The organism is Ferrimonas sp. SCSIO 43195 (assembly GCF_023716685.1).
Lineage (GTDB): Bacteria > Pseudomonadota > Gammaproteobacteria > Enterobacterales > Shewanellaceae > Ferrimonas > Ferrimonas kyonanensis.
In genome coordinates this window covers 3,764,247-3,784,669 of sequence record NZ_CP072679.1, presented here as the reverse complement: position 1 = coordinate 3,784,669, position 20,423 = coordinate 3,764,247, and the positions used below count along the sequence as shown (strand labels likewise).

The window sequence follows — 20,423 nt, the reverse complement described above, 5'->3', positions numbered from 1 at the left end:
CATGGCCGAACCACGCTTTATTCACCTGCGGGTCCACTCCGACTTTTCCATGGTCGACGGCATGCAGAAAGTCGGTCCCATTCTCAGCCGGGCGGCGGAGATGGAAATGCCGGCACTGGCCTTGACGGATCAGACCAACCTCTGTGGCCTGGTGAAGTTCTATGGCGGCAGCCATAAAAACGGCATCAAGCCGATCATCGGTGCGGATTTCTGGCAAATCTGTCCCGAGCTGGATGACATGCAGTGTCGGTTGACGGTGCTGGCCATGGACAACGACGGCTACAAAAACCTGACTCTGTTGATCTCCAAAGCGTACCTGCGTGGTCACGTCGATCACCGGCCGGTGCTGGACCGGGCCTGGCTGGCGGAGCACGCCAAGGGGTTGATCCTGCTTTCCGGCGCCAAAGACGGCGATGTGGGCCAGGCGTTGACCAAGGGCAACCAGCAGGTGGTCGATTCCCTGTTGGCGTTTTATCAGCAGCATTTTGCCGATCGTTACTACCTGGAGCTGATTCGCACCGGCCGCAGTGGCGAGGAGACCTATCTGCACCGGGCGGTGGCGCTGGCCGACGCCACCGGTCTGCCGGTGGTGGCCACCAACGAGGTGGTGTTCCTGGACCCGGAAGATTTTGATGAACACGAGATTCGGGTCTGCATCCATGACGGCTTTACTCTGGATGACAGTCGCCGGCCGCGGCTGTATTCGCGAGAGCAGTACCTGCGCAGTGCCGACGAGATGGCTGCGCTGTTCGAGGACATTCCCGAGGCGCTGGACAACACGGTCGAGATTGCCAAGCGTTGTAACGTCACCGTGCGCCTGGGCGAGTACTTTTTGCCGGACTTCCCCACCGGCGATCTGAAGATTGAAGAGTTCCTGATTAAGGTGTCGGAGGAGGGACTGGAGCAGCGACTGGAGTTCCTGTTCCCCGACGAGGCCGAGCGGCTGCAACGGCGGCCGGAGTACGACGACCGCCTCAAAATCGAACTGGAAGTGATCAATAACATGGGGTTCCCCGGTTACTTCCTGATCGTGATGGAGTTTATTCAGTGGTCTAAGGACAACAACATTCCGGTGGGGCCGGGACGGGGTTCCGGTGCCGGCTCGCTGGTGGCCTACGCGCTGAAGATTACCGATCTGGATCCGCTGGAATACGATCTGCTGTTCGAACGCTTCCTGAACCCGGAGCGGGTGTCGATGCCCGATTTCGATGTCGACTTCTGCATGGATCGTCGCGACGAGGTGATCGATCACACCGCCGAGCTGTATGGTCGAGATGCGGTGTCGCAGATCATCACCTTCGGTACCATGGCGGCCAAGGCGGTGATTCGGGATGTGGGTCGGGTGCTGGGGCACCCCTACGGCTTTGTGGATCGCATCTCCAAGCTGATTCCGCCGGACCCGGGCATGACCCTGGCTAAGGCGTTTAAAGAGGAGCCGGCGCTGCCGGAGATCTACGATCGTGACGAGGAGGTGAAGAACCTCATCGACATCGCCCGTAAGTTGGAAGGCTGTACCCGTAACGCCGGTAAGCACGCCGGTGGGGTGGTCATTGCCCCCACCACCATCACCGATTTCGCGCCGCTGTATTGCGATGATACCGGCGGTAACCCGGTGACCCAGTTTGACAAGAACGACGTGGAAACCGCCGGCTTGGTGAAGTTTGACTTCCTGGGGCTGCGGACTCTGACCATCATCCAGTGGGCGTTGGATATGGCCAACCCGGCACTGGAAGCCAAAGGGCAGGCGCCGATTCGCATCGAGAGCATCCCCCTGGATGATCAGCCGTCGTTCGACATGCTGCAACGGTCGGAGACCACCGCGGTGTTCCAGCTGGAATCCCGCGGCATGAAGGATCTGATTAAGCGGCTGCGTCCGGACTGCTTCGAAGACATGATCGCCCTGGTGGCCCTGTTCCGCCCCGGGCCGCTGCAGTCGGGGATGGTGGACAACTTCATCGACCGTAAGCACGGTCGCGAAGAGGTGTCCTATCCGGATGCCGAGTATCAGCACGAATCGCTGAAGGAGATCCTGGAACCCACCTACGGCATCATCCTGTATCAGGAACAGGTGATGCAGATCGCTCAGGTGCTGGCGGGCTATACCCTGGGTGGCGCGGATATGCTGCGTCGTGCCATGGGTAAGAAGAAGCCCGAGGAGATGGCCAAGCAGCGGGGCACCTTCCGTGAAGGGGCCGAGAACAACGGCGTTGATGGCGATCTGGCGATGAAGATCTTTGACCTGGTGGAGAAATTCGCCGGGTACGGCTTCAACAAATCCCACTCGGCTGCCTACGCCCTGGTGTCTTACCAGACCCTGTGGATGAAGCGCCACTACCCGTCCTACTTTATGGCGGCGGTGATGTCGGCGGATATGGACAACACCGATAAGGTGGTGACCCTGGTGGACGAGTGCGAGCGCATGGGGCTGACCCTGTTGCCGCCGGACGTCAACATGGGCCTGTTCAAGTTCAACGTCAACGCCAAAGAAGAGATTGTGTACGGCATCGGCGCCATCAAAGGGGTCGGTGAGGGGCCGGTGGATGAAATACTGGCGGCCCGCAACAGTGGCGGACCGTTCCGTGACCTGTTTGATTTCTGCAACCGGGTCGACCTCAAGAAGGTCAACAAGCGCACCATCGAGAAACTGATCATGGCCGGCGCCATGGACAACCTGGGGCCGCACCGGGCGGCGATGATGGCGACCCTGGACCAGGCGGCGAAAGCGGCGGGCCAGAATGCCCGCAACCAGGCTCAGGGCATGGATGACCTGTTTGGCAGCCTGACCCCGGAGCCGGGCGCTGCGGATCAGGCCTTTGTCTCGGTGCCTCACTTCCCGGAAAAAATCTGGCTCGACGGCGAGCGCGAGACCCTGGGATTGTACCTCACCGGCCACCCCATCAATCAGTACCTGAAAGAGCTCAGAGGCTGGACTTCCGGTCGCCTTAAAGATGTGGTGCCCACCGGTCGCGGTAAAAGTACCAGGGTGGCCGGGTTGGTGATCGCCGCCCGAGTGATGATCACCAAGCGCGGCAGCAAGATGGGCATTCTGACCCTGGATGACAAGAGCGGTCGCCTCGAAGTGATGATGTTTGCAGAAGGGGTAGAAAAGTACCAAGATCTGTTGGTAAAGGATAAGATCCTGATTGTCGAGGGAGAGGTCAGCTTTGATGATTTCAGCGGTGGCAATAAAATGTCTGCCAAAGAGGTGCTGGACATCAGTCAGGCGAGGGAGAAATGGGCCAAGGGCGTCAGCCTGGAGCTGGACTCCGACAGCCTGGATGACACTAAACTGACCAAGATAAAAGCGCTGCTGGGGGAATACCGCTCCGGCAGTTGCCCGGTACAGATTCGATTTAACCGACCCGATGCCAGCGGCACCCTGCAGTTGGGACAAGACTGGCAGGTACGCCCGGACGATGAGCTGTTGTTGCAACTGGCAACGCTGTTCGGTTCGGATAAAGTAACAATGACATATTGATGAGTGCCAACAGGCACCTTTAGGTGATCAGACTATGAGCCTGGATTTTTTGGATTTTGAACAGCCGATAGCCGAGCTACAGGCAAAGATTGACGAGCTGAAGAACGTCAGCCGCAACAGCCAGTTGGACATGGATCTTCAGGATGAGATTCAACAGCTGGAAGAGAAGCGTGAAAACCTGATTACCAAGGTGTTTTCTGACCTTGGTGCCTGGCAGGTCGCGCAGATGGCCCGCCATCCGCAGCGCCCCTACACCCAGGACTACATCGACCGCATCTTCACCGAATTTGATGAGCTGTGTGGTGATCGTGCCTACGCCGACGATCCGGCCATTGTTGGCGGTACCGCCCGTCTGGACGGCATGCCGGTGATGGTAATCGGCCATCAGAAGGGCCGTGACACCAAGGAGAAGGTGCGCCGCAACTTCGGCATGCCACGTCCGGAAGGCTACCGCAAGGCGCTGCGCCTGATGGAGATGGCCGAGCGCTTCAAGATGCCGATCATCACTTTCATCGATACTCCGGGGGCCTACCCGGGTGTCGGCGCCGAGGAGCGCGGCCAGAGTGAAGCCATCGCCCGCAACCTGAAAGTGATGGCCGGCCTCAAGGTGCCGGTGATCTGCACCGTGGTCGGTGAGGGCGGTTCCGGTGGCGCGCTGGCCATCGGCGTCGGCGATCGGGTTAACATGCTGCAGTACTCCACCTACTCGGTGATCTCCCCCGAAGGCTGTGCCTCCATTTTGTGGAAAGACGCGGCGGAAGCGCCGAAGGCGGCCGAAGCCATGGGCATCACCGCCGAGCGTTTGCACGAGCTGGAGTTGGTGGACAAGGTGGTACCTGAGCCCAAGGGCGGTGCCCATCGCGACATCGACGGTATGGCCCGCAACCTGAAAGATCAAATTCTTGCCGATTTGAACTTGTTGAACACTCTGGATGTGGATACTCTGCTGGAACAACGTTACGACCGGTTGATGGAGTACGGTTATTGTCGTTAAACCAGCTTGAATCCAGTGTCAGGGCCGCGCTGTCGGCCCAGCTGGACAATGCCCGCCGCGTGGTCCTCGCCTACAGCGGCGGCATTGATTCTGAACTGCTCGCCAGCATCCTGGCCCGTCTGAGGCCGCAATTTCCTGCCCGCCCTTTTCTGTTGATTCATGTCCATCATGGCTTGTCGGATCACGCCGATGCCTGGGCCGAGCACTGTCAGCGCCGGGCCGAACTGTATGGCCTGCCGCTAACCGTGGCCAGGGTGACGGTGGAGCAGGGCAGCCGCATCAGCCTGGAGGCAGCCGCGCGCAGCGCCCGTTATCAAGCCCTGGATCGGCTGCTGCAGCCCGGTGACCTGCTGTTGACGGCCCAGCACAAGGACGATCAGGCCGAGACGCTGTTGCTGGCCCTGAAGCGAGGCAGTGGCCCGCTGGGGTTGGCAGGGATGTTGCCCAGCCAACCCTTCGCCGGTGCCACCTTGCTGCGGCCCCTGCTCGGCCACAGTCGCGCCGAGGTGGAGCTGGCGGCTCAGGAACTGGGGCTGGCTCACATCGAGGACGACAGCAACACCGATGTTCGATTCGATCGCAATTTTCTCCGTCACCGAATCCTGCCGCTGCTGACCGAGCGCTGGCCCGGGTTCAACAACGCGGTCGCCCGCAGCGCCCAGCTGTGCGGTGAGCAACAGAGCCTGTGTGATGAGATGGCCGCCGAGGATCTGAGTCGGCTCAGCCTGGCGGCGGATGGATTGGCGATCGAGGGCCTGAGTCTTTTGTCTGCGCCGCGGCGCAACAATCTGGTAAGGTATTGGTTACGACGGCATAACCTGATGATGCCCTCACAGGTGCAACTGCAGCAGATCGCCCAGTTCTGGCTGGCACGCGAGGATGCGCAGCCGCAGCTGAAAGTGGGGCTGCGTTGGCTGCGTCGTTATCGTGACGGCTTGTACCTGGTGGCCGAGGACGACGGGCCGCAGCTGGACACCGAGATGATGATTCCCCGGGTTCGGCAGCAGATGGCCAATGGCGAACATTGGTGCCTGGAGGCGGCCTGCAGCGGCGAACGCTTGCGGTTGCCGAAAGCGGGGGAGGCGATCACCATTCGTTACGACCTGCTCGGCACCCAGAGAGTCCGCCCTCATCTTCGCAGCGGCTCCCGGCCGCTGAAGAAGGTGTGGCAGGAGCTGGGTGTGCCCCCCTGGGTGCGCAGCCGCATTCCGATGCTGTTCTTTGGAGAGCAGTTGGTGGCGGCACTGGGATACTGGCTGGAGCGCGATGCGCTGGTGCTTGCCGGCGAAGGCTTGCTGCCAGTTCGACAAGACTGAGCGCTGGCCGTCTCACAATCGATTCGAGTACGCTTTCAGGAGGAAACGCACTGCCGATGGAACACGGTTCTCTGATCCCCATTCTGTTACTGGCGCTGGTGGCCATCGGTTCACTGGTGGTAACCCGGCGCCTGCGGCTGCCGGTGATTCTGGCCTGGCTGGTGACCGGAGGCCTGGCGGGCAGTCAGGGATTTAACTGGCTGGAGAGTGGCCAGATTGCGCTGGTGGCGGAGATCGGCATCGTGTTCCTGATGTTCTCACTGGGGCTGGAGTTTTCCCTGCCGCGATTGTGGGCCATGCGGGCCCGGGTGTTTGGCCTGGGCAGTGCCCAGGTTCTGATTACCCTGCTGTGTACCTCGCTGTTGTCCTGGCTGCTGGGCCTGGACGTGCGGGCCGCCTTTGTCTGCGGCGGCGCCATCGCCCTCTCTTCCACCGCCATTGTGCTGAAGCAGCTGGATGAACGAGGCTGGATCAACCGTCGTCATGGCGAACTGTCGGTCAGCATTCTGCTGTTCCAGGATCTGGCGGTGATTCCGCTGTTGATTGTGATTCCGCTGCTGGGGTCCGACAGCAGCGGTGCGGTGCTGGCGATGGAGTTGTCCTGGGCGCTGCTGAAGGGAGCCGCGGCCTTCGTACTGCTGCTGGGATTGGGTGGCTTCCTGCTGCCGAAGATTTTCGATGAGGTGGCGCGCTCGCGCTCCGATGAGCTGTTTGTGTTGACCACCCTGGCGGTGGCCCTGGCCACCGGCTTTGTGACCCTGTCTCTGGGGCTGTCCATGACCCTGGGGGCGTTTCTGGCGGGCATGCTGCTGGGTGAGAGCCAGTACCGTCAGCAACTGGAGGCGGACATTCGGCCGTTTCGGGATCTGCTGATGGGGCTGTTCTTCGTGTCGGTGGGGATGTTGCTGGATCTGTCACTGCTATGGGCGCAATTGCCGCTGCTATTGGCGTTGGTGGTGACCGTGATGCTGTCCAAAGCCGCCATCATCTGGGCCCTGGCTGGCCTCTCCGGTGAAAAAGCCAAAGACGCCCTGGCCACCGGCATCTGCCTGGCTCAGGTGGGGGAGTTCAGTTTCGTGCTGATTGCCCTGGCGGTGAAGTGGCAGGTGCTGGAGCGGGATCTGGCCAACCTGCTGGTAATGACTGGCATCTTTTCCATGGCGTTGACCCCGACGCTGGTGGATCGTTGCCTGGATCTGGCCAAGCAGGTACTGGGTCAGCGGGAACAATGGCTGGGAGACGAGCCGCCCCAGCCGGAACTGGTCACCCGTGATCATGTGGTGTTGCTGGGCTATGGCCGGGTAGGCCAGACCATTGCCCGGTTCCTGAAGCGGGAAAAGATGCCTTTTGTGGCGGTGGATCTGGATCCGATTCGTGTCCGCGAAGCCCGTACTGGCGGTGAGCCTGTGGTGTTTGGTGATGGCCGTCGTCAGGCGATTCTCAAAGACGTGGGCCTGCCCCATGCCAGGCTGGTGGTGGTGACTTTTGATAACCGCCGCGACATCTTCAATCTGCTGGATTGCATCAAGGGACTGGCGCCCTCCATTCGCACCTTGGTGAGAACCCGGGACGACTCCACCCTGGAGGCGCTGGAACTGGCTGGCGCCGATCAGGTGATTCCAGAGAGCCTGGAGGGCAGCCTGATGCTGGTCAGTCAGGTGCTGTATCAATTGGGAGTGCCGTTGCCGAGGATTTTATTGCGCATCGAACGGGAACGGCGGGATCGTTATCGAATTCTGCACGGTTTCTTTGGTGGTGAGGATCTGGCCCCGGGGCGAGAATTGTTGCATGCGGTGACCCTCAGTCCCAATGCCTGGGCGGTGGGCCATTTCGTGGTGGAGTTGCCGCTGAATCATTGGCGGGTCAAGCTCGACGGCATCAAGCGAGACGGTGAAGCGTTGTCCTTCGTGCCCACGACCCGCTTGGCTCATGGTGACACCCTGCTGTTGCTGGGGACCCCTCATCAGGTTGAACTGGCGGAGCGGGCACTGCTGGAAGGGCCGTGATCATCAAGATCGAAGAACAGCTTCAATTGCCGCTGCTTGTCGTTGGCATCGTTAAAGCCCAGCTCTATCAACTCCTGGCAATACGCCGCTTCAAACATCAGATAGCTCAGCAGGCTGGACTCACTCTGATCATCCACCCCTATCACCTTTAACAGCGAACGCACGCCTCGGGGCAGAGAACCGTAGTGGCGCAGGGCGATGGCGTCCAGGTTCTGTGACGGTTTGATGGTCATGGTTTCGACGGTTTTCAGTGGCTGCATCACCCGCCGCTCCGGTGGAATCAACGCCAGCGAGGCGTTGATGCGGGCGATGCGCTCCAGGTCTGAGTTGAGGGCATCGGAAAACACCGCGTCCAGCAGGTGACCGGTGATCAGGCCGCTGTTGGGCGGGTTGTGCTGGGGCGCGGGGTTGCCCGGGCTTTCGAGGTTGATGATGAAGATGCGATCGGCCCCCAGATGTATCGGTGCGCTCAACGGCGACAACTGGTGCACGGCACCGTCACCGTAATGCTCGCCGTCAATGGCGACCGAGGGAAACACCAAAGGAATCGCCGCCGAGGCCATCAGGTGATGTATGTCGATGCTGGCCGGCACCCCGCGGCGACGGAATCGTTGCCATGGGCTCAGGTTCGGTTGCCCCTGAAAAAAGTTGACGCAGCAGGGGTGGCGATAGCTGGAGGCGGCGACGGTCAGCGCCTTGAGGTGGCCGGCATCGATATGGCGATCTATCTTTTCCAGCGGCAGAACTTGCTGCAGCAGCGTTTGCAGCGGGGCGTTGTTGAGCAGGCTGGGGGGCTGCTGAGGATCTTTTCGGTGCAGTACCTGATGCAGCAAGTGGCGGCCCAGAGGCCACGTCTGGGCGTGGTAGACCTTGCTGCTGGTGAAATTGCGCCAGATCCACTCCAGCTTGCGCACCCCTTTGTGAAAGGCGCCGGCGTAGCAGGCCAGGGTGGTGGCGTTGATGGCACCGGCGGAGGTACCACAGAGGATGGGAAACGGCAGGCCGTGGTTACGGGGATAGAAGTTGGCTATCGCCTTAAGTACCCCTATCTGATAGGCTGCACGTCCGCCGCCGCCGCTGAGTTGCAGGGCCCATTGGCCTTGGTTCGGTTTGGCTGTCATCTGTTTGCGTCTCGTCCCTGTGACTGGGTCCATGTTGTCGGTGGGCGCCGATACCATCGCCGTCATTTATTACCTGATAAAGACAATGGGATTAACAGGATGGCGCAATGAGATAAGTATAGTTCAGCGCCGAATCGGCTTGATACAAACTTGGCTGTATGTATAATAAGCGACTATACAAACATCCTTGCATGTAACTGAGTGTTCACCATGACAGCGTTCGTCGCCTACAATCCCGTCAGCTACCTGATCATCGGGGCGGGAGTAATATTTCTTTTGGCCTGGCTGTCAGATTGTCTGGCAAGCGACAGGCATTAACCGCGGAAACCCAATGGCCAGAAAGACCAAAGCCGAAGCCGAGAAGACCCGTCAGCTGTTGCTGGATGCGGCGTTAAAGCTGTTCAGTGAGAACGGCGTGGCCAAAACCACCCTGGCGCAGATTGCGTCGGCCTGTGGCATGACCCGGGGGGCCATCTATTGGCACTTTGAGGACAAGGCGGCGATGCTGCACGCGCTGTTTGAGCGTTCCATCTCTCCGGAAATGGAACGGTTGTGGCGCAGCATTACCGATGAGGGGGCGGATCCACTGGAGTGCCTGCTTAAGGCCAGTCGCTCCTTCTGGCACGAACTGACCCGAGAGTCCAACATGCGCCAGGTGATGATGCTGTACCGACAGGCGGAGATGGTGCCCGAGCTGAGTGAAAGCCTGGATGAGCTGCATTGTCAGGAAGATTCCCACATGCAGCAAGCATTGCAGATGGCCCACGACCAGGGCAAGCTGCATCCGGGCATGTCGGTCAGCACCGCGTTCCTGCTGTTTAATGCCATGCACGATGGCTTGACTCGATTGATCTGCAGCCCTCGCCAGTGCATGCAAGGGGTGGATCTGGATGCGTTGCTGGATGAGCTGATCGACGGGGTGGGACGAGCGGTTCGAGCGCCAGAGTCGGCGTCATAGCGCTTCAGCCTGGCTGATATCAGCAAACACAAAAAAGGGTTGGCCATGGCCAACCCTTTTTGCTGCGGTAGAGACGTGCTTAGCCGTTCAGCTTAGTGTTGAGGGCCTCGACGATGGCGTCGATGGCAACTTCCTCTTTGCTGCCGTCGGCACGCACTTTCAACTCGAAGCAGCCGGCATCGATACCGCGCTCGCCGATCACGATGCTGTAGGGGATGCCCATCAGTTCGGCGTCGGCAAACATGACCCCGGGACGCTCTTTGCGATCGTCGAACAGTACGTCCACTCCGGCGGCCTGCAGGTCGTCGTAGATTTTGGCTGCCGCTTCCTGAACCCGGTGAGACTTGTGCATGTTCATTGGCACAATGACCACCTGGAACGGTGCGATGGCCGCCGGCCAGATGATGCCGCGGTCGTCGTGGTTTTGCTCGATGGCTGCCGCCACGATGCGGGATACCCCAACGCCGTAACAGCCCATGATCAGTGGCTGAGCCTTGCCGTTCTCATCCAGTACCGTGGCTTTCATGGACTCGGAGTACTTGGTGCCCAGCTGGAAGATGTGACCCACTTCGATGCCGCGGGCGATCTTCAGGGTGCCTTGGCCACATGGGCTGGCGTCGCCTTCCACTACGTTACGCAGATCTTCAACCCGTGGCAGGGCCACGTCTCGTTCCCAGTTGATGTTGAAATGGTGCTTGTCGTCGATGTTGGCACCGGCGCCGAAGTCATTCAGGGTGGCAACGGAGCGATCGATGATCAGGGGCAGTTTCAGGCCAACGGGGCCCAGGGAGCCTGGGCCAGCGCCGATGGCGTTGCGAATCTCTTCTTCGCTGGCAAACTGCAGTGGGGTGGCCACTTCGGCCAGCTTTTCGGCCTTCACTTCGTTGAGTTCGTGGTCGCCTCGAACCATCAGCGCCACCAGGTCGTGCTCACAGCTGTCGCTGGCGTGCACAATCAGGGTTTTGACGGTTTTGTCGATGGCCAGGTCAAACTGCGCCACCAACTCATCGATGGTTTTGGCGTTGGGGGTGTCCACCAGCGTCATCTCGGCACCGGCGTCGCCGCGCTCACCCAGGGCCAGCGCTTCTGCTTTTTCGATATTGGCAGCGTAGTCGCTGTCGGTGGAGAACACCACCGCGTCTTCGCCGCTGGAGGCCAGTACCTGGAACTCGTGGCTCAGGGCGCCACCGATGGCGCCGGTGTCCGCCAGAACCGGGCGAAACTCCAGTCCCATCCGTTCCAGAATGTTGCAGTAGGCTTTGTGCATGGCGTGATAGGTATCATCCATGGTGGCCTGATCCAGATGGAAAGAGTAGGCGTCTTTCATCAGGAATTCGCGAGAGCGCATTACGCCGAAACGGGGGCGGACTTCGTCACGGAATTTGGTCTGAATCTGATACAGGTTCAGCGGCAGTTGTTTGTAGGATTTCACCTCATTGCGAACGATGTCGGTGATCACCTCTTCGTGGGTCGGGCCCAGCACGAAGTCGCGGTGATGACGATCCTTGATGCGCAGCAGCTCTGGTCCCATGTCGTCCCAGCGGCCGGTTTCCTGCCACAGATCCGCAGGTTGCACCATCGGCATCAGGGTTTCCACCGCCCCGGCGCGGTTCATCTCTTCGCGGACGATGTTCTCCACTTTCTTCAGGACCTTCAGTCCAGTGGGCAACCAGGTGTACAGGCCAGAAGCCAGTTTGCGAATCATACCGGCGCGCAGCATCAGCTGATGGCTGATGATCTCGGCGTCTGATGGGGTCTCTCTGAGAGTGGAGACCAGGTAACGGCTGGTTCTCATCAATAAAATCCGTGCAAAAAAATGAAGCCAATATTCTATCAGGCCTGTGGCGCAAGTCTAATGGCACGGCGAGGTTGGGGCGGATTATCCGCCTATTTTCGCCTCTGCGACTGTCGTGAGCACCTTATACTGACAAGGGATTCGGTGATGTCAGCGAATCTAAGGTTAGTATTATTTGTTTTATATGGAATAATTGTTAAAAGTTTTGGCGGGAGTGCGACAGCGAATGAGCAAGAGGCGATGGGACATCGTGGCGGTGGTACTGGTCGGGGTGATGTCCACCTCGTGGCTGGCGTTTAAGCTGTATCAGACCGAGCAGCAATCCCTGGAGCGCGATTTTGATTATTTTGCCGCCAACCAGGCCCGGCTGATCAAATGGCGCATCGATTCGTCGCTGTCGGTGCTCAATTACCTGTCGACCCTGTACCAGGGGTCTGATGAGGTCACCGAGCAGGAGTTCGCCATGGTGGCCGATGGCATCCTGGCCCGGCATCGTGAGATCAAGGCGCTGGAGTGGATTCCCCGGGTGAAGGCGAGTGAGCGTGGCGCCTTTGAGGCCGCGATGCAGCAACGTTATCCGGCTTTTACCTTTACCGACAAGGTGCAGGGGCAACCGGTGGCCGCCGGCCAGAGAGAGCGTTACTACCCGGTTTATTACGTGCGCCCCTTTTCTGGCAACGAGCGCCGCTTCGGCATGGACATGTCACGCCAACCCGAGGTGACCGACGCCTTTGAACTGGCGATGAACAGTGCCAATCCGGCGCTGACCGCCGTAAACCTGGATGTGGACCTGGGCAAGGTGGTGATGGCGGTGGTGCCCATCTACCACAGCCTGCCGCTGACGGTGGCCAGCCGGGAAAAGCTATTGAAAGGCTATTTGCTGGGGGTGTTTCAGGTGGAGGAGATGCTCCATGACCTGGTGCTCGACGGCCACCGGGCTCACCTCGAGTACCAGATCTGGGACGACAGCGGCGACAACAGCATCTTGTTGTTGGGGGCCGAACCGCACCCGACCGTGGCTGGCGAGCGCAGCAAGCGCTTTGTGTACGCCGACCTGGCTGGGCGTCAGTGGCGCCTGGAGGCGTTGGCCAATCCCGCATTCTTCTCCAGCAAGCGCAGCTTGACCCCCTACCTGGTCGGCATCGGCGGTGCCCTGGCAGCCCTGGCTTCCGGAGTGTTCATGTGGCAGATGCGTCGGCGCAACCGAGAGGTGGAGGAGTTGGTTCGAGCTCGCACCGAGGAGTTGAACCGGGTTAACCAGCAGTTGACCCGCCAGAGCCTCACCGATGGCCTGACTCAGGTGGCGAACCGGCGTCAGTTTGATAACTGGCTCAGCCAGGAGTGGGAGAGTGCCCGGCGAACCAGCAAGCCGATTACCTTGTTTGTCATCGATGTGGACTTGTTTAAATCCTATAACGATCGCTATGGCCACCTGGCCGGGGATCGGGTCCTGAAGAAGATAGCCCGAATGCTGGCCAGTCAGTTGAATCGACCACGAGATCTGCTGGCACGGTACGGTGGCGAGGAGTTCGCGGCAGTGCTGCCGGAAACCGGCCGCAAGGCGGTGAAATTTGCCGATAGCCTGCGGGCGATGGTGGAGGCGCTGGGTATCCCTCACGAGGGCTCCGACATCGGCAGTTATGTCACCATCAGCATTGGTGTGGCGACGCTGGTGCCCGAGGTGGATCAGACTCCGGAGCAGTTCTTCGAGTTGGCGGACAAGGCGCTGTACAAAGCCAAGAGCCAGGGCCGAAACCGCATCGCCTACCACAACGAACAGCACGGAGATCTGATGCTGGGCTGAGCCCGGTGCCGGCCTACCCTGGCAAAGTGCGGCGGCGGCGAGCCGCCGATGGCGTTAAGGGGGGCTCGGGGGCTTAGGGCTGTCGACGATCGCCAATGACCCGGGCAGGGCTGCCGGCCACCTTGGCGTAGGCGGGCACATCCTTGGTGACCACCGAGCCCATGCCGATGATGGCGTGATCGCCGATGGTGACACCGTCGACGATGCAGACTCTGGCGCCCACCCAAACGTCTTTGCCGATCACCACCCCTTTGGAGCTGACGCCTTGTTGATACAGGGGTTGATCCAGTGCCATGCCGTGATTAAAGGCATAGATGGACACGTCGTGGGCGATGCGGGTCTGATCGCCGATGCGAATCCCGGCCCGGCCGCCATCGAGACTGCAGCCATGGTTGATGCTGACTTCATTCCCAAACTGCAATGGACCGTGGAGAAAGCTGTTGCTGGCCAGCATGCAGCGATCGCCGAAGACGATGTCGCGACCGGGTTCGGCAAACAGGGCACACTCCTCTGCCACAAAGCAGTCGGCGCCGAAGCGAACCGTTTCCAGCTCCATCAACTGCTGTTGCAGCTGCTGCTGCCAGGGGCGAGCCCACGCCAGGTGCTTCTCCTTAAGACGATAATACAGCCACGGCATCCAGTTCAGTCGCTGCTTGTGCTGTGCGCGGTAGCGATCAGTCATGGCTGGCCAGCGGGGCTACCGCGATGATGTGATTGACGCCGTCGATCACTTGCCATCGCAGATCAAATTGGTGCAGTTGCACGCCGTATTCGCGGTCGCTGTTGCCTCTGTGATAACCGGGACGGGGGTCCTGGGCCAGCACCTGCTCTGCCAACTGACGAAAGCCGGGTTGACGACGTTCGGCGTCGTTCATCTGCCGCTGGGCGGCGTCACTGAGGGTGACGGCCATCGGCTCCGGGGGCTGTTGGGCAAACCCGCCACAGGCGTAGGGCAGGGCGTCGGAGTAGGGCACATAGGGTTTGATGTCGTAGATCGGGGTGCCGTCCAGCAGATCGATGCCTTCAACCTCCAGATAGTGCTGGCCCTGTTCGCAGCCGATGCCCCGCAGTTTAACTGCCGACATGCCCAGGCCATTGGGGCGAAAGGTGGCCCGGGTGGCAAACACCCCCATGCGTTCGTTACCGCCGAGGCGCGGCGGCCGTACCGTCGGTTTCCAGCCTTGTTGCAGGTTCTGATGGAAGCTGAAAATCAGCCACAGATACTCAAACTGCTCAATGCCTCGCAGCACATCGCCGGTGTTGCACTCCCCTTGCAGCAGCAGGCGGCCTACCGCCGCTGGCACCAGTCGTGGCTGCCGGGGAATGGCGAACTTTTGCTTGTAAGGCGACTGGCACAGGGCCACCGGTGTCATCTCAATCTTCATGAACCACCAGGGCGCGGGCGTAACAGACAATGGAGTGCTGGCAGTGCTTGTCGGCACTGAGTTCGATGCACTGGCTGACCCAGATGGCGTTGGCCCCTTGATCCGCGGCCAGCCGACGGAGCTGGGTGCGGGCATCGGCCTGGCTGGCGGGCACGGCGTTGCTGTCGGCTTGACAGCTGGTGGCTTCCAGCAGTCCCAGATCCCGCTCAGCGGCGGGAGGGGTGCTGCCCTGATAAACCTGCACCTTACCGGCCTTGAAGTAGTCATCGACGGCATCGCTGTCGAGGTTGGATGAAAACTGGAACTGGCTGCTGCAGCCACTAAGCAGCGGCAGAACGAGGGCCCATCGGTGCCACGAGGTCAATGAAAACATGGGAGATATCCGAGTATAGAGATGACAGAAGTGTACCACAAAGGGGCCGCCGGGTGAGTGAACCGGCGGCCAGTGCCCTTAGCGAGCGGGCTTGTTCAGGTATTTGTGGTACAGCTGTTTATGGCGATTATTCAGGTCGATCTGGCGGCCGTCGATCAGCACCATGCTGACCCGGCTCTGGCCCATGTCCAACAGGTCGCCGTCGCTGATCACCAGGTTGGCTCGATAGCCGACTTCCAGAGCCCCCATGTCGGACAGCCCCAGAATGTTGGCCGGGGACAGGGTGATCGCTTTCAGCGCCCGGGCACCGCCGAGGCCATGGGCGGCGGCGTAACCCGCGGCGAACGGCAGGTTACGGCTGTCCCAACTGCCGGGATAAGCCAGTGCCAGCTCAACCCCGGCGTCGGCCAGCAGGGTCGGAATGGTAAACGGCAGATCCACGGGTTCGTGGCGCCGCAACGGCAGGCTGTTGGCATGGGTGTACACCACCGGAACCTGTTGCGCCAGCAACTGGTCGATGAGGCGGTAGCTGTCGTAGCCACCCACCAGTACCATCTTCAGCCGATAGCGATCCGCCAGCCGTAACGCTTGCTCGATTTGTGGTTGAGTGTCGGCGTGTACAAACAGCGGCCGCTGCCCCTCGAACACCGGCAGCATCGCTTGCCAGCGCCGATCCTGGCGTTGGGCGAGTTGCCGATTCAGGTAATAGCCATAGGCCTGCTCAAACGCCTGGTTGAGTTGGGTCAATTGCCGCTGCTGACGTTGCCGTTGTCGCTCTGCTAACTCGTCGTCGCTGACACTGAGATGAAGGTCAGGCCAATACAGGTGCAGCCCTTCGCCGCCGGGTACCAGGGCATCATCCAGGTTCCAGGCATCGAGGTTCAGAAGGGAGGACGTGCCCGCCAGCAGATCCCCGGAGGGCGTCAGCTGGATGTGGGTAATGCCGTTGCTGCGTACCGTGGGGATCAGTTCCGAGTCCGGGTTGTAGGCCACGGCGGCTCTCAGCTGCGGATTGAGTTGGCCCACCTCTTCGCTGTCGACGGTGGAACGGATCATCTCAATCTCTTCCAGGCCCAGGGTGTTGGCCAGGGCGATCAGGCCCGGGTACACTCGTTGGCCGCTGGCGTCAATAAGGCGGGCATCGGCGGGCACGGGCAGTGCGGTACCGATGGCGCGGATGCGACCCGCTTCCACCAGCAGGTCGGTGTTGGGCAATACGCCCTGGGTGACGGTGTGCAGGGTGCCGCCCTGAATCAGGATCGGTTGAGACTGGGGCGGCGCAACCATCAGGGCGGTGGCCAATGCCGGGCTACCTAGGGCCAGCAGTAGCAAGGTATACAGGGTTTTCATCATCGGCTCCTTAATGCTGGTGGATGAGGCTGTCGCAGTGCCACAGCGGCACCTCGTCCGGGGTGAGCGATTCGCCCTCCCCGTCATCGCTGTCATCGAGCAGCAGTTTCTGAATCAAGGCCTGACGTTCGGCTCCGGCTTGACGCTGCAGTTGCCGATCGCGCTGGCGGTCGAAACGACGCACGCCATCCACCCAGGTGGACTCCACCCGGGCATACACCGACATCGGCGGTTGGTCCCACAGCACCAGATCCGCCTGTTTGCCCGTTTCCAGTGAGCCGGTGTAGCGATCAATCTTCAGCTGCCGGGCCGGGTTGATGGTGATCATCTTCAGGGCTTGTTCGGCGCTCATGCCGCAGTACATCATCGATTTGGCGGCTTCCTGATTGAGCTTGCGAATCAAGTCGGCGCTGTCCGAATTGATGCTGGTGTTGACGCCTTTCTGCAGCAGCAGGCAGGCGTTGTGGGGAATGGCATCATAGACTTCAAACTTGTAGGCCCACCAGTCTGAAAAGGTGGACGCACTGGTGCCATAGCTGGCCATCTCATCGGCCACCTTGTAGCCCTCGAGGATGTGGGTGAAGGTCTGAACGTGGAATCCCAGCCGCTGCGACAACCGCAGCAACATCAGAATTTCCGATTGCACGTAGGAATGAACGTGAATGTTGCGGCTGCCGTTCAGTATCTCGATCAGGGCCTCAAGCCGGTCGTTGGGGCGCGGGGCCAATTGGCGCCGTTTCTGGTTACGACTCAGGCTTTGGTAGGCCTGTTGCTGACGTTGCAGTTTCCTGGCCTGTTCAAACTGATCCTCCAGGTAGGCTTCTACTCCCATTCGGGTTTGGGGAAAGCGACTGACGTAACGATCACCCCAATTGCTCTGTTTGACGTTTTCACCCAGGGCAAACTTAATGCTGGCTGGGGCCTGTTGAAATTTGAGGTCATGGTCGGATTCGCCCCAACGCAGTTTGATCACCTGGGCCTGGCCACCAATAACGTTGGCGCTGCCGTGCAGCAATTGAGCGGTGGTGACCCCTCCGGCCAACGACCGGTAGATGTGAATGTCGTCGGCATCGAGAACGTCACCGATTCGGACTTCGGCGGTGTTGCTGTCTGACGCTTCGTTGACACCGCCTCGAATGGCGATGTGGCTGTGCTCATCGATAAAGCCGGGGGTCAGGTGTTTGCCCTGTGCATCGAGGACGTCGAAGCCTTCTGGGGTGGTGAGGTTCTCGCCGATGGCGCGAATCACCCCATTGTCGATCAGCAGATCGGCATCGGCGATGATGCCGTCGTCAGCGGCGGTCCACAGGGTGGCCCCGCGAATGTGCAGTCGTTCCTGCTGCAGGGGGGCGTCGGTACCGAAGGCCCGGTTCGGTCGAGTCAGACGGCTCAGGTAGGTCGGTGTTGTCACTGGCTCCGGTTCGGTGCTCGTGGCTATCGGACCCAGATAGCTGGCTGCCAGCGGCAGCAGTTGACCGTCGTGCTGGGTCAGGTTGCCAAACAATCCTTGGCGGACCCGGTGCAAGGTCAACCGGGTTAATCCGGGTAAGCCCAGTTCCGTCAGATCGGCGACGGCGCTGAACTGTTCCGCCGCGCTGTGGGAGACGTCCAGCAGAATCAGCCGTTCGCCGCTTTCAAGTTGGGCGGAGAGTTCGCCCTGATCCTGGCTCAGAACCAGCGTCAGGTCGGTCTCATCAATGGACAACTGATATTGACCCGAAAGCCGACTACCCAGTTGCGGATTCAATGGCAGAGGTCGGCCCTTGAGGTACAGGCTTTCAATCTCGGCTCCGGCAAACAGGTCACCGGTGGCGATCACCAAATCGGCCTGAAAGCCGGGTTGCAGTTGGCCAAGGAAGTCATCGACGCCGGCATATTCAGCGGCGACGGTGGTCAAGGCGGCCAAAGCGGTGGATTTGGGCAGTCCATATTCCACCGCTTTGGTTATTCGGTTCCAAAACTCGAGTGGATCGATTCCATGCTGAGTGATGGCAAAGGGAATATTGGCGGCGGCGACTGCCGCAAGGTTGCCGGGACTGCGCTCCCAATGACGAAGCTGTTTAAGGCTAATATCCAATCCGGCATCCAATGGCGGTTTTGCAGCCAGAGTTAATGGCAAGATAAGCCGAGTTTGTTTCAGCGACTCCAGTCGCTCAAACTCTAAACCATTGCCCACGAGTACCGGCGAAGGATGAAATGGTTGCAACAGTTGCAGCGCGCGGGAGGCGTTGTTTCCTTGTCCTGGGTCAAATATGATTCGTTGATTGTTAAACTGTAACAGTTTGGTAAAGGTTTGATTCAGGTTTAACGATAACTGAGGTATTGATTTGCTGGATTGCTGTTGATACCACTGTGCATCTTTTAACGTTTGTCGAATAAGCGCAATACTGCCCATGAGCGAGTTTGGGTATTCTTGCTCAGAACTTCCCTTGTCAAATGACATCAGGTGAGCGCCTTCGATGGCATAGATACTGCTTTCAGAATGAAGGTCAATGAGGGAGACCGTTGCACTCATGCCCTGAAATAAGCCGTCGAGTTTGCCGGTTTGTACCGAAGTGAAGCCATTATTATGCCAATCTTGAGCGCGTTCATGATCAAATTGGAAATGGTCCGCCCAGTTCATTTCGGCGTGGATGGCCCGGTTATTTACCTTGGCGCCGGCTTGTTCGGCATTATAGTGAGGCCCGCCGTCGGGGTAGTCGGAATACTGCCACTGTTGGCCAAAGTCGGTATAGGGGTCAATAAAGCCCGGATAGATGGTTTTTCCCCTGGAATGGATCTCTCTTGCCCCGTCTGGAACCTTGTTACTTTCTGAAATAGAAACAATTTTCCCATCTTTTATCACCAGCGTCGCATTCTCGAGTCGCTGGCCGGGAGTGGGGATTAAGGTGGCATGGGTAAAGGCCAGGTAGTGATCATCGGCATTGGCAATGGCGCTGACGGGTTGAGTGGGGCTGGCAAATGCCGGCAGGCTGGCGGCGCAGGCGAGCACCTGACACAGCCGCCGCCAACGCCAATGAGTTGTGGGCAGAGGCATTCAAAAATCCTTTTGTTTTATTATTCCTGAATCGAATCCATTATCCTTGCATCGACGAGGGGCTGCAATTCGCCTTCGGCAAGCGGGCATAAAAAAACGGCTGCCATTGGCAGCCGTTTTAGGAAACTTTGTAACTAAATCTTAAATCAGAAACTCTTCCAGGGAGTGACCTTGATCCAGTTTTTCTTTGATGGCTTTTGGAGTGCGGCCTTGGCCGGTCCAAGTCAGGGTTTCGCCATCAACAACAATCTTGTATTTAGCTGGGCGTGGTGCACGCTTGCGACGTGGAGAAGCACTTTCCAGTGCATTTAGCTCATCAACGCTAATTCCATCTTCTGCAAGTTGCTTGCGGATTGCTTCAATTTTAGCCAGGCGTTCAGCTTGAGCAGCAATTTCTTCCTCTGCTTCAGCTTCGCGCTCGTCTGCAATTTTCTGCAGTTTAGCGATTACATCTTTCAGCTCATCCAGCTCTAGCTCTTTAACTTGAGCCTTTAAGCGGCGACCGTGAGTCAAAATTTCTAAGAAATCAGCCATCGTGGATTCAACCTAATTATCAAGTGTGCAAATTTAACAGTGTTTAGATTAGCATGGGCAATTATAGTTGTCTCGTAAATTAAGACAATTAATTACTCATTACTAAGATGATATATCGATATCTTTGCAGACATTTACATTATTCAGGAGTTCCGTGTCATTGAAAAAAATGTCCTTCGATGTCACTGGTTCAGCTTCTGTTCATTTTCACCCTGCTGCCGGCCTTTGAATGTTGACGTTTACGTTAACAGTAATTAGAGTGGGAGGCAGTG

The 20,423-nt window shown here is 59.1% G+C and carries 14 protein-coding genes; 6 read left to right on the top strand and 8 right to left on the bottom strand.

Annotation, left to right across the window (positions count from 1 at the left end; genetic code table 11):
• Position 1: 1 nt before the first annotated feature.
• The 4 genes from dnaE to J8Z22_RS17415 are packed head-to-tail and all read left to right on the top strand — an operon-like array spanning position 2 to position 7,794.
• Positions 2 to 3,478, top strand: coding sequence for a DNA polymerase III subunit alpha (dnaE, locus tag J8Z22_RS17430; RefSeq protein WP_028112060.1), 3,477 nt, complete (start codon positions 2 to 4; stop codon positions 3,476 to 3,478).
• 34 nt (positions 3,479 to 3,512) lie between these two features.
• Complete coding sequence (gene accA / locus J8Z22_RS17425) at positions 3,513 to 4,472, top strand: acetyl-CoA carboxylase carboxyl transferase subunit alpha (RefSeq protein ID WP_028112059.1); 960 nt, start codon at positions 3,513 to 3,515, stop codon at positions 4,470 to 4,472.
• Entirely contained in the window at positions 4,463 to 5,788 is a 1,326-nt protein-coding gene (gene tilS / locus J8Z22_RS17420) for a tRNA lysidine(34) synthetase TilS (RefSeq protein WP_252007246.1), read from the top strand. Before accA ends, tilS begins: the two co-directional genes overlap by 10 nt.
• A 56-nt stretch (positions 5,789 to 5,844) precedes the next feature.
• Positions 5,845 to 7,794, top strand: a complete 1,950-nt coding sequence (locus J8Z22_RS17415) for a monovalent cation:proton antiporter family protein (RefSeq protein WP_028112057.1) — start codon at positions 5,845 to 5,847, stop codon at positions 7,792 to 7,794.
• Here the strand turns inward: J8Z22_RS17415 and J8Z22_RS17410 are convergent.
• On the bottom strand, positions 7,752 to 8,915 hold the full coding sequence (locus J8Z22_RS17410) for a patatin-like phospholipase family protein (protein ID WP_252007244.1): 1,164 nt from the start codon (positions 8,913 to 8,915) through the stop codon (positions 7,752 to 7,754). The two genes, J8Z22_RS17415 and J8Z22_RS17410, sit on opposite strands and share 43 nt — an antisense overlap.
• 331 nt (positions 8,916 to 9,246) lie before the next feature.
• Here J8Z22_RS17410 and J8Z22_RS17405 point away from each other — a divergent pair, with 331 nt between their 5' ends.
• On the top strand, positions 9,247 to 9,873 hold the full coding sequence (locus J8Z22_RS17405; RefSeq protein ID WP_252007242.1) for a TetR family transcriptional regulator: 627 nt from the start codon (positions 9,247 to 9,249) through the stop codon (positions 9,871 to 9,873).
• Positions 9,874 to 9,952: 79 nt separating this feature from the next.
• Here J8Z22_RS17405 and J8Z22_RS17400 read toward each other — a convergent pair whose 3' ends face one another.
• The gene (locus J8Z22_RS17400; RefSeq protein WP_028112056.1) at positions 9,953 to 11,668 is read right to left on the bottom strand and encodes a proline--tRNA ligase; all 1,716 of its coding nucleotides are present in this window, start codon (positions 11,666 to 11,668) and stop codon (positions 9,953 to 9,955) included.
• A 226-nt stretch (positions 11,669 to 11,894) separates the two neighbouring features.
• On the opposite strand from J8Z22_RS17400, the gene J8Z22_RS17395 reads away from it, so the two are divergent.
• A complete protein-coding gene (locus J8Z22_RS17395) occupies positions 11,895 to 13,472 on the top strand; it encodes a diguanylate cyclase (RefSeq protein ID WP_084144337.1) in 1,578 nt (525 codons plus the stop codon).
• A 73-nt stretch (positions 13,473 to 13,545) separates the two neighbouring features.
• Here the strand turns inward: J8Z22_RS17395 and J8Z22_RS17390 are convergent, their stop codons facing one another.
• The 6 genes from J8Z22_RS17390 to J8Z22_RS17365 all read right to left on the bottom strand — a co-directional run bounded on the left by J8Z22_RS17390 (position 13,546) and on the right by J8Z22_RS17365 (position 20,151).
• On the bottom strand, positions 13,546 to 14,154 hold the full coding sequence (locus J8Z22_RS17390; protein WP_252007240.1) for a DapH/DapD/GlmU-related protein: 609 nt from the start codon (positions 14,152 to 14,154) through the stop codon (positions 13,546 to 13,548).
• Positions 14,147 to 14,857 carry a tRNA (N6-threonylcarbamoyladenosine(37)-N6)-methyltransferase TrmO gene (gene tsaA / locus J8Z22_RS17385; RefSeq protein WP_252007238.1) on the bottom strand — a complete coding sequence of 237 codons (711 nt, stop codon included), beginning with the start codon at positions 14,855 to 14,857 and terminating at the stop codon, positions 14,147 to 14,149. The genes J8Z22_RS17390 and tsaA overlap by 8 nt, the downstream gene beginning before the upstream one ends.
• A complete protein-coding gene (rcsF, locus tag J8Z22_RS17380; RefSeq protein WP_028112052.1) occupies positions 14,847 to 15,230 on the bottom strand; it encodes an Rcs stress response system protein RcsF in 384 nt (127 codons plus the stop codon). Before rcsF ends, tsaA begins: the two co-directional genes overlap by 11 nt.
• A 78-nt stretch (positions 15,231 to 15,308) precedes the next feature.
• Complete coding sequence (locus tag J8Z22_RS17375; protein ID WP_371878013.1) at positions 15,309 to 16,583, bottom strand: amidohydrolase family protein; 1,275 nt, start codon at positions 16,581 to 16,583, stop codon at positions 15,309 to 15,311.
• Between the two features lie 7 nt (positions 16,584 to 16,590).
• Positions 16,591 to 19,617, bottom strand: coding sequence for an amidohydrolase family protein (locus J8Z22_RS17370; RefSeq protein ID WP_252007236.1), 3,027 nt, complete (start codon positions 19,615 to 19,617; stop codon positions 16,591 to 16,593).
• A gap of 141 nt (positions 19,618 to 19,758) precedes the next feature.
• Positions 19,759 to 20,151: an H-NS family nucleoid-associated regulatory protein gene (locus tag J8Z22_RS17365; protein WP_028112049.1), complete on the bottom strand. Its 393-nt coding sequence runs from the start codon at positions 20,149 to 20,151 to the stop codon at positions 19,759 to 19,761.
• Between the last annotated feature and the right edge of the window lie 272 nt (positions 20,152 to 20,423).